The 15,857-nt window shown below is 58.5% G+C and carries 15 protein-coding genes; 4 read left to right on the forward strand and 11 right to left on the reverse strand.

Going from position 1 to position 15,857, the window contains the following annotated elements:
• Positions 1–5 precede the first annotated feature (5 nt).
• From ACOTXT_RS03655 to cmoB, 3 genes are read left to right on the forward strand one after another with little or no spacing between them, the layout of a single operon-like run.
• Positions 6–401, forward strand: a complete 396-nt coding sequence (locus tag ACOTXT_RS03655; RefSeq protein WP_021240443.1) for an MAPEG family protein — start codon at positions 6–8, stop codon at positions 399–401.
• 40 nt (positions 402–441) lie between these two features.
• On the forward strand, positions 442–1,185 hold the full coding sequence (gene cmoA, locus ACOTXT_RS03660; RefSeq protein WP_008500441.1) for a carboxy-S-adenosyl-L-methionine synthase CmoA: 744 nt from the start codon (positions 442–444) through the stop codon (positions 1,183–1,185).
• Positions 1,182–2,153 carry a tRNA 5-methoxyuridine(34)/uridine 5-oxyacetic acid(34) synthase CmoB gene (gene cmoB, locus ACOTXT_RS03665; protein WP_025912287.1) on the forward strand — a complete coding sequence of 324 codons (972 nt, stop codon included), beginning with the start codon at positions 1,182–1,184 and terminating at the stop codon, positions 2,151–2,153. The genes cmoA and cmoB overlap by 4 nt, the downstream gene beginning before the upstream one ends.
• Before the next feature lie 175 nt (positions 2,154–2,328).
• On the opposite strand, the gene cutC is transcribed toward cmoB, so the two are convergent.
• Together cutC and ACOTXT_RS03675 are read right to left on the reverse strand one after the other, a co-directional pair.
• A complete protein-coding gene (gene cutC, locus ACOTXT_RS03670) occupies positions 2,329–3,072 on the reverse strand; it encodes a copper homeostasis protein CutC (protein WP_333165544.1) in 744 nt (247 codons plus the stop codon).
• Positions 3,073–3,141: 69 nt separating this feature from the next.
• A complete protein-coding gene (locus tag ACOTXT_RS03675) occupies positions 3,142–3,711 on the reverse strand; it encodes a VOC family protein (protein WP_023325525.1) in 570 nt (189 codons plus the stop codon).
• A 239-nt stretch (positions 3,712–3,950) separates the two neighbouring features.
• On the opposite strand from ACOTXT_RS03675, the gene argS reads away from it, so the two are divergent.
• Positions 3,951–5,684, forward strand: a complete 1,734-nt coding sequence (gene argS / locus ACOTXT_RS03680) for an arginine--tRNA ligase (RefSeq protein ID WP_008500436.1) — start codon at positions 3,951–3,953, stop codon at positions 5,682–5,684.
• Positions 5,685–5,742: 58 nt separating this feature from the next.
• Here the strand turns inward: argS and flhE are convergent, their stop codons facing one another.
• From flhE to tar, 9 genes are all read right to left on the reverse strand, one after another.
• Positions 5,743–6,135, reverse strand: a complete 393-nt coding sequence (flhE, locus tag ACOTXT_RS03685) for a flagellar protein FlhE (protein WP_008500435.1) — start codon at positions 6,133–6,135, stop codon at positions 5,743–5,745.
• On the reverse strand, positions 6,135–8,213 hold the full coding sequence (gene flhA / locus ACOTXT_RS03690) for a flagellar biosynthesis protein FlhA (protein WP_008500434.1): 2,079 nt from the start codon (positions 8,211–8,213) through the stop codon (positions 6,135–6,137). Before flhA ends, flhE begins: the two co-directional genes overlap by 1 nt.
• Positions 8,206–9,354, reverse strand: coding sequence for a flagellar biosynthesis protein FlhB (gene flhB, locus ACOTXT_RS03695; protein WP_021240449.1), 1,149 nt, complete (start codon positions 9,352–9,354; stop codon positions 8,206–8,208). Before flhB ends, flhA begins: the two co-directional genes overlap by 8 nt.
• Before the next feature lie 148 nt (positions 9,355–9,502).
• The gene (gene cheZ, locus ACOTXT_RS03700) at positions 9,503–10,147 is read right to left on the reverse strand and encodes a protein phosphatase CheZ (protein ID WP_008500432.1); all 645 of its coding nucleotides are present in this window, start codon (positions 10,145–10,147) and stop codon (positions 9,503–9,505) included.
• 10 nt (positions 10,148–10,157) lie between these two features.
• A complete protein-coding gene (gene cheY, locus ACOTXT_RS03705) occupies positions 10,158–10,547 on the reverse strand; it encodes a chemotaxis response regulator CheY (RefSeq protein WP_008500431.1) in 390 nt (129 codons plus the stop codon).
• Positions 10,548–10,564: 17 nt separating this feature from the next.
• Complete coding sequence (locus tag ACOTXT_RS03710) at positions 10,565–11,614, reverse strand: protein-glutamate methylesterase/protein-glutamine glutaminase (protein ID WP_008500430.1); 1,050 nt, start codon at positions 11,612–11,614, stop codon at positions 10,565–10,567.
• Positions 11,611–12,477, reverse strand: a complete 867-nt coding sequence (gene cheR / locus ACOTXT_RS03715; RefSeq protein WP_008500429.1) for a protein-glutamate O-methyltransferase CheR — start codon at positions 12,475–12,477, stop codon at positions 11,611–11,613. The genes ACOTXT_RS03710 and cheR overlap by 4 nt, the downstream gene beginning before the upstream one ends.
• 19 nt (positions 12,478–12,496) lie before the next feature.
• Positions 12,497–14,098: a methyl-accepting chemotaxis protein IV gene (tap, locus tag ACOTXT_RS03720; protein WP_008500428.1), complete on the reverse strand. Its 1,602-nt coding sequence runs from the start codon at positions 14,096–14,098 to the stop codon at positions 12,497–12,499.
• A gap of 44 nt (positions 14,099–14,142) precedes the next feature.
• Complete coding sequence (tar, locus tag ACOTXT_RS03725) at positions 14,143–15,810, reverse strand: methyl-accepting chemotaxis protein II (protein WP_021240451.1); 1,668 nt, start codon at positions 15,808–15,810, stop codon at positions 14,143–14,145.
• Between the last annotated feature and the right edge of the window lie 47 nt (positions 15,811–15,857).

Raw genomic sequence — 15,857 nt, forward strand, 5'->3', positions numbered from 1 at the left:
TTTGTATGGTCAGCGCGCTGTACGCGGTGTTAGGTGCATTACTGCTGATTAAGTTTTCATTTGACGTTGTGCGCCTCAGAACGCTTTACCGCGTTTCTTACGGTGACGGCGGCTTTTCCGAGCTGCAAAGCGCTATACGCATTCACGGCAATGCGGTCGAATACATCCCCGCGGCCTTAATCCTGCTGCTGTTTATGGAGATGAATGGCGCAGAAACCTGGATGGTGCACATCTGTGGCCTGCTGCTTATCGCTGGCCGCCTGATGCATTATTACGGCTTTCACCACCGCTTAATCCGCTGGCGTCGTTCCGGCATGAGTGCAACCTGGTGTTCGCTTTTGCTGATGGTGCTGGCTAACCTGTGGTATATGCCGTGGGAGTTGGTTTTCTCCCTCCATTAGCGCACAATACGCCACTTTATTTTTCCCGGATTTTTACGTTATGTCAGATCGCGACACGCTTTTTTCCGCGCCTATCGCCAGCCTGGGCGACTGGACCTTCGATGAACGGGTAGCCGAAGTCTTCCCGGATATGATCCAGCGCTCTGTTCCCGGTTATTCCAATATTATCTCTATGATCGGCATGCTGGCTGAGCGCTTCGTTCAACCCGGCACGCAGGTCTATGACCTGGGCTGCTCGCTCGGCGCGGCAACGCTGTCGGTACGTCGTAACGTTCATCACGAAGGCTGCCGAATCATTGCCGTGGATAACTCTCCGGCCATGGTGGAACGCTGCCGTCGCCATATTGACGCCTACAAAGCCCCTGTTCCGGTTGACGTGGTGGAAGGCGATATCCGTGAGATCGAGATCCAAAACGCCTCGATGGTGGTGCTGAATTTCACCCTGCAGTTCCTGGTGCCGGAAGACCGCCAGCTGCTGCTGGACAAAATCTATCAGGGGCTGAATCCTGGCGGCGCGCTGGTGCTCTCGGAGAAATTCAGCTTCGAAGATGCCGAGGTTGGCGAGCTGCTGTTCAATATGCACCACGATTTCAAACGGGCGAACGGCTACAGCGAGCTGGAGATCAGCCAGAAGCGCAGCATGCTCGAAAACGTGATGCTGACGGACTCCGTAGAAACCCACAAGACGCGCCTGCGTCAGGCCGGATTTGAGCATAGCGAACTGTGGTTCCAGTGCTTCAACTTTGGGTCTCTGGTGGCGCTGAAAGCGGGGAAACCCGCATGATCGAGTTCAGCAACTTCTATCAGCTGATTGCCAAAAATCACCTCTCCCACTGGCTGGAGACGCTGCCTGCGCAGATTGCCGCCTGGCAGCGGGATCAGCAGCACGGCCTGTTAAAGCAGTGGTCAAATGCGGTGGAGTTTCTGCCGGAACTGACCCCGCATCGTCTGGATCTCCTGCACAGCGTCACTGCAGAGAGTGAAGAACCGCTTCCGCCAGGGCAGATCAACCGTATCGAAACGCTGATGCGCAACCTGATGCCGTGGCGTAAAGGGCCGTTCTCGCTGTACGGCGTGAACATCAATACCGAATGGCGCTCAGACTGGAAATGGGATCGCGTTCTGCCGCACCTTTCCGACCTGACCGGGCGCACCATTCTGGACGTGGGCTGCGGTAGCGGCTATCACATGTGGCGCATGATTGGCGCGGGCGCGCATCTGGTGGTTGGTATCGACCCGATGCAGCTGTTCCTGTGTCAGTTTGAAGCGGTACGTAAGCTGCTTGGTAACGACCAGCGCGCGCACCTGCTGCCGCTGGGTATTGAGCAGCTGCCCGCACTGAAAGCCTTTGATACTGTGTTCTCCATGGGCGTGTTGTATCACCGCCGTTCCCCACTGGAGCACCTGTGGCAACTGAAAGATCAGCTGGTCAGCGGCGGCGAGCTGGTGCTGGAAACGCTGGTGATCGAAGGCGATGAACATGCCGTTCTGGTACCGGGCGATCGCTACGCGCAGATGCGCAACGTTTACTTCATCCCTTCCGCGCTGGCGCTGAAGAACTGGCTGGAGAAATGCGGATTTGTGGATGTGCGAATTGCCGATGTCAGCGTGACCTCTATCGAAGAGCAGCGCCGGACCGAGTGGATGATCACCGAATCGCTGGAGCAGTTCCTCGACCCGGCCGATCACAGCAAAACCATTGAAGGCTATCCGGCCCCGATGCGAGCGGTGTTGATTGCGACGAAGCCGTAGCCTGTTAGCCGGGTGGCGGCTGCGCCTTACCCGGCCTACTCCCGATTTTCCAGGTCCGGTAAGCGAAGCGCTACCGGGCGCAGGAGAAAAAAAGGCCCCTGTGTAATTTGCAGGGGCCTGGTACAAGCAAGCATCATATTGGGCGACATGATGCGCGGTAAAAATCGGTACGTTGCTACACGTGATGGCGCTCAATCAGCGACTTCATTTCCGCAACCGACTCTCCCTCTACGCCGTAGCGTGAATACTCATCCGCTTCAGCATCCGTCGACATTGACAATCCTGTATTGCGATAACGCATGGGTGACGGCATCCATTTGCCTGCCGAGCTGTGCAGCTCTTCTACCCCGGCGTTTAAAAACCGTTCCAGATTGCTGGCACGGACTCCCGCACCCGCCATTATTATTGGAACACCGGAATGTGCTTTTAGTTCCGTAATTAATTGCAGTCCTTTTTCAGCGGACGGCTGTTGACCCGATGTCAGAATGCGCGCCACGCCAAGTTCTCCAAGCGTTTCAAAGGCCTGAAGCGGATCTTTACACATATCAAATGCGCGATGAAAAGTGACGGCGAGCCCCTGCGCGGCGCTCATGACCTGACGCATGCGCGGGAGGTCGATATTGCCGTCTTCATCCAGCAGGCCGGTGACCAGCCCGGGGAACCCCAGGTCGCGCACGAGGGCGATATCATCAAGCATGGCACCGAACTCGCCCGCCGTGTAACAAAAATCACCGCCGCGCGGACGAATAATCGGGTGAACGGGAATCGTGACGGCCTGACGGGCAGCCTTCAGCACGCCGTAAGAAGGCGTCAGCCCGCCCTCTTTGGGTGCCGCACACAGTTCAATGCGGTCAGCCCCGTAATTTTGCGTGGTGACGGCACACTCCACGCTGTAACAGCAAATCTCCAGCAGCGCCATGTAATCCTCCTTAAATTCCACCAAACGCACCATCATGACACGCCGTCTGTTTTCAGTCCCGGCGGGAACTCACATCTCTTGCGCCTCACTGGCAACGATCTGCTCAATGGTCCAGGGATGAAACTTCACCGTGACCTGCCCGTCCGTGACGGCCAGCGTCGGGTTGGGTAACCGCTCGCGTTCGCCTTTGGGCGAACTGGTCTTCACAAAAATCCCCGGCTGGCTTAAGCCTTCGTCAGCTAACAGGGCCAGCGCGCGCGCGTTTAATGTCTCCGGCTCACCCGGCAGGACAATTTCAATGTGCTCCCACCCTTCGTGCGGATAGCGCTTCTCGCCCGGCCACGGCAGTTCAACCACGGTGAATTGCCAGTGGGCCACGCTCACCGGCTCACGCAGCCTGAACAGGCAGATGGGGCGACCGTTAATGATATTCTCGGACAGTAACTCGCCGCACTGTTCGAACCCGCGACGCCAGCGTTCTGCGGTGGCATTCTGATGGCAGCGCAAAGAGATGTGATCGGCCTCGAGCGGCGCGATATCCAGACCCAGACGGGTGGCAAGTTCTGTGAACGCCTGGGTGAAGCGCGGTAAATCTGCGGAAATATCATGCAGTTCGTCGATGGATTGCCAGTTCGCCATAAGTCACTCTCTTTTCGTGTCGCAAAGCCGCTAATTTACTCTGTTGCTCTGTTTTGACCAACCGCAGAATCCGGCTTTTTACGACTGCATGTTTATGCACACCTTCTTAGCCTGGATTCTGAGCAATCTTCAGGCCCCGCGATGCTGACGGCAGAAGGCATTTGCAGTATACTCCCGCCCTAAATTCTCTAACTGGCGCGGGTGGTTGTGAGCCCGCATCAAAAAAGTAAGGTATCCAGGTGAATATTCAGGCTCTTCTCTCCGAAAAAGTCAGTCAGGCACTGATTGCCGCAGGCGCGCCTGCGGATTGCGAACCGCAGGTTCGTCAGTCAGCAAAAGTACAGTTTGGCGACTATCAGGCTAATGGCGTGATGGCAGTGGCTAAAAAACTGGGTATGCCGCCGCGACAGCTCGCTGAGCAGGTACTGACGCATCTGGATCTCGCCGGCATTGCCAGCAAAACCGAAATCGCCGGCCCGGGCTTTATCAACATCTTCCTTGAGCCTGCCTTCCTGGCAAGCCACGTTGACGCGGCGCTGAAATCCGATCGTCTGGGTGTTTCCCAACCGGAAGCGCAGACCGTCGTGATCGACTACTCTGCCCCGAACGTGGCGAAAGAGATGCACGTTGGCCACCTGCGCTCCACCATCATCGGTGATGCCGCGGTGCGTACGCTCGAGTTCCTCGGTCACAAGGTGATCCGCGCGAACCACGTGGGCGACTGGGGTACCCAGTTCGGGATGCTGATTGCTTACCTGGAAAAACAGCAGCAGGAAAATGCGGGCGAAATGGCGCTGGCGGACCTGGAAGGGTTTTATCGCGAAGCCAAAAAGCACTATGACGAAGATGAAGCCTTTGCCGAGCGCGCGCGCAGCTACGTGGTAAAACTGCAGGGCGGCGATCAATACTTCCTCGAGATGTGGCGCAAGCTGGTTGACATCACCATGTCGCAGAACCAGCTTACCTATAACCGTCTGAACGTCACCCTGACCCGTGACGACGTGATGGGTGAAAGCCTGTATAACCCAATGCTGCCCGGCATTGTGGCGGACCTGAAAGCGAAAAACCTGGCGGTTGAGAGCGAAGGCGCAACGGTGGTGTTCCTTGATGAGTACAAAAACAAGGAAGGCGAACCGATGGGCGTGATCATCCAGAAAAAGGATGGCGGCTACCTCTACACCACGACCGATATCGCCTGTGCGAAATACCGTTATGAAACGCTGCACGCCGACCGCGTGCTGTACTACATCGACTCCCGTCAGCACCAGCACCTGATGCAGGCGTGGACCATCGTGCGTAAAGCCGGGTACGTACCGGACAGCGTTCCGCTGGAACACCACATGTTCGGCATGATGCTGGGTAAAGACGGCAAGCCGTTCAAAACCCGCGCGGGCGGGACCGTGAAGCTCTCCGACCTGCTGGACGAAGCGCTGGAACGCGCCCGTCGTCTGGTGGCTGAGAAGAATCCGGACATGCCGGCCGACGAGCTGGAAAAACTGGCGAACGCCGTAGGTATCGGCGCGGTGAAATACGCGGACCTGTCCAAGAACCGTACCACCGACTACATCTTCGACTGGGATAACATGCTGGCGTTTGAAGGCAACACCGCGCCATACATGCAGTACGCTTACACCCGCGTGCTGTCGGTCTTCCGCAAAGCCAATATCGACGAAAGCGTGCTGGCGAATGCCACCGTGACCATCACGGAAGATCGTGAAGCGCAGCTGGCGGCGCGTCTGCTGCAGTTCGAAGAGACGCTGACCGTGGTCGCGCGTGACGGCACGCCGCACGTGATGTGTGCTTACCTGTACGATCTGGCGGGTCTGTTCTCCGGCTTCTACGAACACTGCCCTATTCTCTCTGCGGAGAATGAATCGGTCCGCAACAGCCGCCTGAAGCTGGCGCAGCTGACGGCGAAGACCCTGAAGCTGGGTCTGGATACTCTGGGTATCGAAACCGTAGAACGTATGTAATACCAAAAACCCGGCAATCGCCGGGTTTTGTTTTTTTGCAGTCCTGTCAATTCAACCGTCAGCGGTAGTTCACGATGACAGAATTACTCTGCACCTTCAGCGCCGGGATTAAACGTCCCCCGCCCGGCACTTCCCAGATGAAACGCAAAGGTTCAATAGCCGGCACGCCGTTGAACGCCTGCGTTGTTCCATTTTCGCCGTCGATTTCGGTACAGCGCGTCTGAGAGCAGAGGCGCACCCGCAGGCCCGCTGGCGTTGGGCCAATCAGCCGGTAGTTCCAGACCACCAGACCCATCAGACCGGAAACCTCTTCAGCAGGCGCCAGCGGGTTAGATGACATGGCAACACCGCGGTTGCTGAGGGTCACCCCTATGCTGCTCGCCTGCCAGGTGCCTCCCCCGGCAGCCTGCGCCGCCAGCGGGAAGAACAGCAGCCAAAGCCATTTACGCATTATTTTCCTCCAATCGTCGCGGTCATGCGGATATGACGGTTATCCGACAGCTCCAGATTCGACAGCACGACCAGCTGGCTCAGGCTGCGGCGCAGGAAGCGGGACAGCAGCGGACGCAGCGCGTGGTTCACCAGCAGCACCGGCGGCGCGCCGAGCATCTCCTGACGCGCCAGCGCCTCCTGGGTTTGCGCCAGCAGGCGATCCGCCAGGCCCGGCTCCAGGCCACCACCGCCCTGCAGAGCCTGCAGCAGCAGACGCTCAAGCGGCGTATCGAGGCCGATCACCTGCACCTCCCCGGTTCCCGGGAACCACTGCTGGGTAATGGCGCGTCCCAGCGCCACGCGCACCACCGCCGTCAGCTCGTGAGGATCGCTCTGGATTGGCGCGTGCTCTGCCAGCGTTTCCAGAATGGTGCGCATATCGCGAATTGGCACCTTCTCGTCGAGCAGGTTTTGCAGCACCTTATGCAGCGTGGTTAAGGTCAGCACGCCCGGAACCAGATCTTCCGTCAGCTTCGGCATCTCCTGCGTGACGCGGTCGAGCAGCTGCTGCGCTTCCTGACGGCCAAACAGCTCGGCCGAGAATTGCCCAATCAGGTGGTTAAGGTGGGTTGCCACCACGGTACTGGCTTCAACAACCGTGTAACCCTGGATCTGCGCCTGCTCTTTCAGCGCGCTTTCAATCCAGATCGCGGCCAGACCAAAGGCCGGATCGATGGTTTGCTCGCCCGGCAGCGTGCCTGCGGCGGTGCCGGGGTTAATCGCCAGCCAGCGGCCCGGATAGGCATCACCGCTGCCAATTTCAACGCCTTTCATCAGGATGCGATAGCGCGCGGGCGGCAGGTCCATATTGTCGCGGATGTGAACCACCGGCGGCAGGAAGCCCATGTCCTGGGCGAATTTTTTACGGATACTGCGGATACGGCCGAGCAGCTCGCCGTCCTGCTGGAAATCGACCATCGGGATCAGGCGATACCCGACTTCCATTCCCAGAGAATCCTCCAGCTGAACGTCGTTCCAGGTCGCTTCGACGGCCTGATTATTCTCCGGCATTTTGACCGGAACAGGTTCCGCTGCCGGTTTGGTTTCACGGCCACGCATCCACCAGGCAAGGCCCAGCAGCGCCGCCGTAAACAGCAGGAAGACGAGGTTTGGCATACCCGGCACCAGGCCGAGCAACCCGAGCACCGCCGCGGCCAGCAGCATCACGCGCGGGTTACTGAACAGCTGGCCCACCATCTGCTCGCCAACGTCCTGATCGGTGCTCACGCGGGTCACGATGACACCCGCCGCAGTGGAGATCACCAGCGCCGGGATCTGCGCGACCAGACCGTCACCGATGGTCAGCAGCGTGTAGCTTTCCGCCGCGTGGCCCATGTCCATCCCGTGCTGCAATACGCCCACCAGCAGGCCGCCGACCACGTTAATCACCATGATCAGAATGCCCGCGATGGCGTCACCGCGCACAAACTTACTCGCACCGTCCATGGAGCCGTAGAAGTCCGCTTCCTGCGTCACTTCCGCACGGCGCTTTTTGGCTTCATCTTCGGCGATTAGCCCGGCGTTCAGGTCGGCGTCGATCGCCATCTGCTTGCCCGGCATTCCGTCCAGCACAAATCGCGCGCCCACTTCCGCAATACGCCCTGCACCTTTGGTGATAACCATAAAGTTGATGATCACGAGGATGACGAACACCACGATCCCGATAGCGAAATTTCCGCCTACCAGGAAGTGGCCGAACGCTTCCACCACTTTACCCGCCGCTGCCGCCCCGGTGTGGCCTTCCATCAGGATGATACGCGTGGACGCCACGTTCAGCGCCAGTCGCAGCAGGGTGGTAAACAGCAGAATGGTCGGGAACGCGGCGAACTCCAGGGTACGCTGGGTGAACATCGCCACCAGCAGCACCATAATGGACAGCGCGATATTGAAAGTGAAAAGCAGGTCGAGGATGAACGCCGGGAGCGGCAGTACCATCATCGACAGAATTAGCAGGATCAGAATCGGCCCGGCCAGGATCTGCCATTGGGTCGATTTCAGGTTGCCGGGCAGGCGCAACATTGCCACCAGATTAGCCATCAGTGTCCTTCTCGTTCATAAAATCCAGCGCGGCAGGCACCGGAAGGTTCTCAGGTTTCACAGGCCGTTGACCGCCGGCCAGACGCCAGCGCTTCAACTGCCATACCCAGGCCAGCACTTCCGCCACGGCGGCGTAAAGTTGTCCCGGGATCTGTTGTCCAATATCCGCATGGCGGTACAGGGCACGCGCCAGCGGAGGGGCTTCGAGGATCGGCACGCGGTGTTCGGTGCCAATTTCACGGATACGCAGCGCGATCAGTCCCGCCCCTTTCGCCACCACTTTCGGCGCGCTCATTTTGTTTTCGTCATAGCGCAGCGCAACGGAATAGTGTGTCGGGTTGGTAACGATGACGTCGGCCTTTGGCACATCGTCCATCATGCGGCGACGGGCGGCGGCACGTTGCATCTGGCGGATGCGCCCCTTCACGTGCGGGTCACCTTCCATCTGCTTATATTCGTCACGGATATCCTGACGCGACATCCGCAGCTTCTTGAAGTGGGTATAGAGCTGGAAGATCACGTCAAAACCCACCATCGGGATAATGCTGAGCACCACCAGCAGCGCGCAGAGCCCGACCAGATTCAGCGCGTTGCTCATCGCGGTGAGCGGCGATTCGCTGATAAGACGCATCATTTCCGGCCAGTGGTACCAGAGGTAAAACCCCGCGGAGCTGCCCATCAGCACCGATTTGAGAATGGCTTTGAGCAGCTCGGCCCCGGTCTGGGCAGAGAACATTTTCGCAATACCCGGCAGCGGGTTGAGTTTGGAAAATTTCGGCTGCAGCGATTTGGCGCTGAAGACCAGACCGCCGAGCATCACCGGCGAGACCAGCGCGACCAGCACAACCCCGGTAATGAGGGGCAGCAGCGCAACCATGGCCCCTTTAATCAGCTGAATAATCTGGCTGAGGATCAGATTCGGATCGTTGACCATACTGTGGTCAAAACGGAGGCCGGTTGAGAGCATGCCCGCCAGCTTGCGGGCGAGCGACTCCCCGCCCCACCAGATAATGCACACCCCTACGATAAGGATCAGCAGGGAGGTCAATTCTCGGGATCGGGGGATTTGCCCTTCCTCACGCGCCTTTTCTAGTCGGTGGGGTGTGGGGGCTTCCGTTTTGTCGTCGTTCTCTTCTGCCACTGTGCACGCTCAGCCCATTACGTCACGGGTATCATGCCAGCGCAGCGGAAATCCAATGGCGGGAAAAGCCCGTTTATTCGGGCTCTTTTCGGTGATTTTGTCGCAAACCGCCTCAGGCGGCGTTAACCCCCTGAAGCGGAATGGACCATCAGAAGCCGAGGCTGTCCAGCAGGTCGTCCACCTGATCCTGGCTTGCCACCACGCCCGCCTTGCTGGCGTCGAGCTGTGGACCATTGAGCAGGCTTTCGTTCTCGCGTTTTGGACGGGCTGCCGGTTCCGGGATGTTCTCCAGCAGCACCATCAGCAGCTGGCGCTCAATCTCCTGGATCACATCCATCATGCGCTTAATCACCTGACCGGTCAGGTCCTGGAAATCCTGCGCCATCATGATGTCCAGCAGCTGGGCGTTGGTGAAGCTGGTGTGGCCGGGCACATCCCCCAGGAACTGACGGGTGTCGGTCACCAGTTCGCGGGCATCCGCCAGCTCGATTGGGTTCTCAAACCACTCGTCCCAGCGTTTGGTCAGCGCTTTCGCACCCTTTTCCATCGCATCCTGGTGCGGTTGTGACGCTTCAACGCTGTTCAGCGCACGTTCCGCGGCCTGAGCGGTCATCTGCACGACGTAGTCCAGGCGATCGCGTGCATCAGGAATCGCTTCCGCCGCTTCGGCAATTGCCTGATCCAGACCCAGCTCACGCAGGCTGTCACGCAACATGCGCGTCAGGCTGCCGATGCGGACGATAATGTCGCTCGGCGAGTGTTCTTCAACGGGTTTCATAGCAGGTTGCATCATAACCAACACCTCACATGCCGAGTTTCTCGAAGATCTTACCGAGCTTCTCTTCCAGGGTCGCCGCCGTGAATGGCTTCACCACGTAGCCGCTTGCGCCCGCCTGTGCAGCGGCAATGATGTTCTCTTTTTTCGCTTCTGCCGTGACCATCAGCACCGGCATGGACGCCATTCCCGCATCAGCACGAATGGTTTTCAGCAGTTCCAGACCGTCCATGTTTGGCATGTTCCAGTCGGAGATAACAAAACCAAACCCGCCCGCCTGCAGCTTGTTCAGCGCATCCACGCCGTCTTCTGCTTCTTCAACGTTGTTGAAGCCCAGCTCTTTCAGCAGGTTGCGCACAATGCGACGCATGGTGGAAAAGTCATCCACAACCAAAAACTTAAGCTCTTTATCCGCCATAAAATAATACTCCTGAGTCAAATACGTATTGCCTGTCCGGCACTGATTTTCGCCAGCATCTGCTGGCTTACCTGGCTAAGATCGACCACTTCGCTCACGCCACCCATATTGATGGCCTCGCGCGGCATGCCGAACACCACACAACTTGCTTCATTCTGCGCAATCGTCCAGGCGCCAGCCTGGTGCATTGCAAGCATTCCGGCGGCCCCGTCGTTGCCCATCCCCGTCAGGATCACCCCAACGGCGTTGCGCCCCGCATGTTTCGCCACCGAATGAAACAGCACATCCACCGACGGACGGTGCCGGTTGACCGGCGGTCCGTCATGAATTTTGATTTGATAGTTAGCGCCGCTGCGCGCCAGTTCCATATGCTTGTCGCCAGGGGCGATATAGGCATGTCCCGGCAGCACGCGCTCGCCGTCTTCCGCCTCTTTCACGCTGATCTGGCACAGCTTGTTCAGGCGTTCGGCGAACGAACGGGTAAAGCCTGGCGGCATATGCTGCGTGATCAGAATACCCGGACTTGAGAGCGGCAATGGCTGGAGTACATGACGAATTGCCTCTGTTCCTCCGGTTGACGCGCCAATGACCAGCAGTTTTTCCGAACTGAGTAAGGGACCGGCCTTCAGGGTCGCAGGCGCGGCCATCGGCGTGTGGGCGGCAAGCTTCGCCCGCGACGCGGTGCGGATCTTCTCGGCGATCATCTCGCTGTACGCCAGCATCCCCTCGCGAATGCCGAGCTGCGGCTTGGTGACAAAATCCACCGCTCCCAGCTCCAGCGCGCGCAGGGTGATTTCCGATCCTTTCCCGGTCAGGGAGGAAACCATCACCACCGGCATGGGCCGCAGCCGCATTAATTTTTCGAGGAAATCTATGCCATCCATGCGCGGCATCTCGACATCCAGCGTTAGCACGTCGGGGTTATATTTTTTAATTAAATCCCGCGCTACCAGCGGATCGGGGGCGGTTGCCACCATCTCCATGTCGCTGTGGCTATTGATAATTTCAGTCATGATCTGACGCATCAGCGCTGAATCATCGACGGACAATACCCTGATTTTACTCATGCTTTTTCCTTACTCAGCGCATATACCGTTTGCCCACGCAGGCTAAACTCACGCACGAGGTTGCTGAAGTTTTCCGAGTGCCCGGCAAACAGTAAACCGTCAGGCTTGAGCAACGGAACAAACCGACGCAAAATGTCCTGTTGCGTCGTTTTATCAAAATAGATCATGACGTTACGGCAAAAAATGGCGTCGAACGGCCCCGGCACGTTGTACTGCTTATCCAGCAGGTTAACGGGCGCGAATTCGACGCAGTTCGCCAGCTCCTGGCGTACGCGTACCAGGCCTTCATGCGGGCCCGTGCCGCGCATGAAATAACGCTGCAGCTGCTGCGGCGACAGCGTTTTCAGTTCATCCTGGCGATAAACGCCGTTACGCGCCTTCTCCAGCACTTCGGTATCGATATCGCTGGCGTAGACCTTCCAGCGTCCCGGCGCCATCCCCAGCGTATCGGCAAGGGTGATCGCCAGCGAGTACGGCTCTTCACCCGTCGAGGCGGCCGCACTCCAGACGCGATACTCCCCGGTGCGCCGGCGCGCATGCTCGGCCAGGACCGGGAAGTGGTGGGCCTCCCGGAAAAATGCCGTCAGGTTGGTGGTTAACGAGTTAATAAAAGCCTGCCACTCGGCGCTGTTCTGGTTCGCCTCGAGCATGCTCAGATAGCGACCAAAATCATCCAGCCCCAGCGTACGCAAGCGCCGCACCAGACGGTTGTAGACCATGTCCCGCTTATGATCCGCAAGCACGATCCCCGCACGCTGGTAGATTAACTGACATATCCGACGAAAATGCGCGTCGGACAGCGCGAGGCGCTGTGTCATCTGCAACAATAATGACGTTTGCCCAGGGGGCATTGGTGATGTCATAGCGCCTTCTTAATTACATTCAGGATACAACTGGCACGGCCTGCGACCGCCCGACTTCTGTTACTGCTTCAACGTGCTCTTTCACATTAAATACCGCGACCAGCCCGGTCAGACGATCCGCCTGGCTGGCCAGCTGATCGGTTGCCGCTGCCGCTTCCTCAACTAACGAGGCGTTCTGTTGCGTCACCTGATCCATCTGGGTGACCGCCTGAGCAACCTGCTCAATCCCGCGACGCTGTTCATCCGACGCCGAGGCAATCTCGCCCATGATGTCGTTCACCCGCGTCACGGAGGTGACGATTTCGTGCATGGTTTGTGCCGCCGTATCCACCAGGGCAGAGCCTTGCTGAACCCGTGACACCGATTCTTCAATCAGCACCTTAATTTCTTTCGCCGCGTTGGCGCTGCGGCTCGCCAGGTTACGCACCTCACCCGCTACCACCGCAAACCCGCGCCCCTGCTCCCCGGCACGCGCCGCTTCAACGGCAGCATTCAGCGCCAGTATGTTGGTCTGGAACGCGATACCGTCAATCACGCTGATGATGTCACCAATTTTCTGTGAACTGGTGGCGATCTCCTGCATGGTGCTGGCGACATGGGACGCCTGGTCGCCGCCCTTCTTCGCCGTCATCGCCGCCTGTTTTGACAGGTCAGATGCCTGACGCGCGTTATCGGCGTTCTGGCTAACCGTCGCGGTCAGCTGCTCCATGCTGGCTGCCGTCTGCGCCAGCGAGGCCGCCTGCTGCTCGGTGCGGGATGAGAGATCGTTGTTACCCGCCGCAATCTCTGAGATCCCGGCGTGCATGGCATAACTGCCCTGACGCACGTCGGATACCGTTTCCCTCAGCGATCCCTGCATCGCCTTCAGGCTGGCAAAAATTGCCGAAATTTCGTTTTTGCCGAACACCGCCACCGGACGCGCCAGGTCGCCTTTCGCAATGCTGTCGAAGTGGCTGCTGATAATCGCCAGCGGCTGCACAATCATTTTGCGTGACCAGAGCAGCGCGGCGCCGGTCAGCAAGCCCGCCTGAATCACCATCACGCCGAAGATGACGCCCGACATGTGATAGCTGGTGCGGCTTGCTTCACCGGCGCGCAGAACAGACTGATTGATATCCTGCTGCCATGCGTCAAAGCTGCCGTCAAACGCCGCCTGCGAGGCCTGAACCGGCGCGGTCATAAAGTCCGACAGCTGGTTGTTCTCAAGCCACGTCGCCTGATGGTCGAGATCGCTGTACCACTGTTCAAAATGGGTATTCATGGCGGCCTTCAGCGCTTTCTCTTTCTCGCTGCCGGTGGCCTGTGCCGCAAAGGCCTTAAACTGTGCGTCAGCCTGTTTCAGGCTGTCGCGCGCGGTGGCCATCAGCGCCTTAATGTCATCCGGCGGATAACTTAGCGCGGTTAAGGTTCCCGCCTTGTTCAGCGCAGTGCTTGCCTGCAACAGCACGGCACGGGTTTGTGCCAGTGCGGAGCGCTGCTGATTACTCGCCTCAACGTCCTGCAAATTCTGATAGCCATCGCGAAACGCCCAAAAAGACAACCCGTTACTGCCAACCTGCAACACACCGCAAAGGATCAGAATCAAAAACAGTGTGGTCGAGATACGAATACGATTTAACATCCACGCTCCCATCAAGCGGCAAGCAGCCGCGGTTTAATTGTCAGTCAAAATGTTTCCCAGTTTTCATCTTGTCCGGTCGTCGCGGTACGCGTACGGTTGGCAGCCGGTTCAGCGGCTGGCGCACGGTACGTCGCCTGCGGGGTGACCGTGTTTCCAGCGAGTGAAGCGAGACGAAACGCCGAGACGGCCATCTTCAGACGGCTCGCCTGGTCTTCCAGGGCAGCGGCCGCCGCAGCGGACTCCTGCACCAGGGCGGCGTTTTGCTGTGTCACGCGATCCATTTCCGATACCGCCAGGGCAACCTGGTCGATACCACGACTCTGCTCATCAGACGCAGAGGCGATTTCACCCATGATGTCCGTCACGCGGGTGACGGCATTCACGATGTCATTCATGGTCTCCCCGGCGCTTTCCACCAGCACGGAGCCGGTATCGACGCGGGAGACGGAATCTTCAATCAGCGATTTGATCTCTTTTGCCGCATTGGCGCTGCGGCTGGCCAGGTTGCGCACTTCCCCGGCCACCACGGCAAACCCGCGTCCCTGTTCGCCCGCGCGCGCCGCTTCCACGGCGGCGTTCAGCGCCAGAATGTTGGTCTGGAAGGCAATGCCGTCGATAACGCTGATGATGTCGGCGATTTTCTTCGAGCTCTCGGCGATGTCGTGCATGGTTTTCACCACGCCATCCACCACGCGGCCGCCGCGCTGCGCCGTCTCGGAGGCGCTTTCCGCCAGCTGAGACGCCTGGCGGGCGTTATCGGCGTTCTGCTTCACGGTCGCGGTGAGCTGCTCCATGCTGGCCGCCGTCTCTTCCAGGGCGGACGCCTGCTGTTCAGTGCGCGATGAGAGGTCGTTATTGCCCATCGCAATTTCGCTGGTGCCGGTATAGATGGCATCCGTGCCGCTACGCACGTTGGCGACGGTATCGATAAGCGAACGCTGCATATGGTCAACGCTGTTTGCCAGCTCGGTGATCTCATTGCGCCCGGACACGGTCAGCGTTTTGGTCAGGTCACCGCCGGCAATGTCACGAATATGGGCGATGACGCGACCGAGAGGGTTCAGCAGGATATGGCGAATGCCGTACCAGACCGCGATCAGCACAATGACCAGCGCCAGCGCCAGCACCGCCATCTGCCATTTCGCAAAGCGGTAGTCATTCTGGCTTTCAGCAAACGCGGAGTGATACAGATCGCCACTGACCTTTGCATATTCCCCCAGCGCCGCGCCGAGGGCGTTTTGCATCCCCTGCGTCGGCTGCGCGAAATAGGCGTCCATGTTGCCGCTCTCCAGGAACTGAATCAGCTCTGCCAGACCGGCATGGTAGGCGTTGTATTTTTCGTCGATATTCTGGCTCACCTGCTCCATCGCAGGCTGCGGGGTGATTTTCTTAAAGGCCTCGTAATGCTTTGCGGCATCCGCAAGTGTCGCCCGGGCATTTTTCAGCAGATCGGTTTTCGCGCTGCTCTGCTGATTGTTGGGATCCATCATCATGCGCGCGGACGAGCGGCTCAGGTTGATACGCGTTTGCAGCATCAGATCCCACGTTGAGGTGAGTTCACTCTGCTGCAGGCGGAGATCGTTCGAGGCCGCAAAGCTGTCCTGGTTCTGTTTTAATGACGAGAAAAAAAGCCCGCCGGAGATAAGCTGAAGTAGTGCGAAAATGACCAGCACCATCATAAGCATTGTGACAACGCGGATACGGTTCAACATACAACACCTTCTCATAGATTTATTAACGGTGTTATCGGCACAGCCAA

It is taken from the genome of Enterobacter cloacae complex sp. IR5422 (assembly GCF_049238165.1).
Taxonomy (GTDB): Bacteria; Pseudomonadota; Gammaproteobacteria; order Enterobacterales; family Enterobacteriaceae; genus Enterobacter; species Enterobacter roggenkampii.

Excerpts from the sequence above, each read along its gene's own strand:
- ACOTXT_RS03655 (WP_021240443.1), top strand. The coding sequence starts at position 6 with ATGGTCAGCGCGCTGTACGCGGTGTTAGGTGCATTACTGCTGATTAAG.
- cmoA (WP_008500441.1), top strand. The coding sequence starts at position 442 with ATGTCAGATCGCGACACGCTTTTTTCCGCGCCTATCGCCAGCCTGGGC.
- cmoB (WP_025912287.1), top strand. The coding sequence starts at position 1,182 with ATGATCGAGTTCAGCAACTTCTATCAGCTGATTGCCAAAAATCACCTC.
- cutC (WP_333165544.1), bottom strand. The coding sequence starts at position 3,072 with ATGGCGCTGCTGGAGATTTGCTGTTACAGCGTGGAGTGTGCCGTCACC.
- ACOTXT_RS03675 (WP_023325525.1), bottom strand. The coding sequence starts at position 3,711 with ATGGCGAACTGGCAATCCATCGACGAACTGCATGATATTTCCGCAGAT.
- flhE (WP_008500435.1), bottom strand. The coding sequence starts at position 6,135 with ATGCGTAAATGGCTTTGGCTGCTGTTCTTCCCGCTGGCGGCGCAGGCT.
- flhA (WP_008500434.1), bottom strand. The coding sequence starts at position 8,213 with ATGGCTAATCTGGTGGCAATGTTGCGCCTGCCCGGCAACCTGAAATCG.
- cheZ (WP_008500432.1), bottom strand. The coding sequence starts at position 10,147 with ATGATGCAACCTGCTATGAAACCCGTTGAAGAACACTCGCCGAGCGAC.
- cheY (WP_008500431.1), bottom strand. The coding sequence starts at position 10,547 with ATGGCGGATAAAGAGCTTAAGTTTTTGGTTGTGGATGACTTTTCCACC.
- ACOTXT_RS03710 (WP_008500430.1), bottom strand. The coding sequence starts at position 11,614 with ATGAGTAAAATCAGGGTATTGTCCGTCGATGATTCAGCGCTGATGCGT.
- cheR (WP_008500429.1), bottom strand. The coding sequence starts at position 12,477 with ATGACATCACCAATGCCCCCTGGGCAAACGTCATTATTGTTGCAGATG.
- tap (WP_008500428.1), bottom strand. The coding sequence starts at position 14,098 with ATGTTAAATCGTATTCGTATCTCGACCACACTGTTTTTGATTCTGATC.
- tar (WP_021240451.1), bottom strand. The coding sequence starts at position 15,810 with ATGTTGAACCGTATCCGCGTTGTCACAATGCTTATGATGGTGCTGGTC.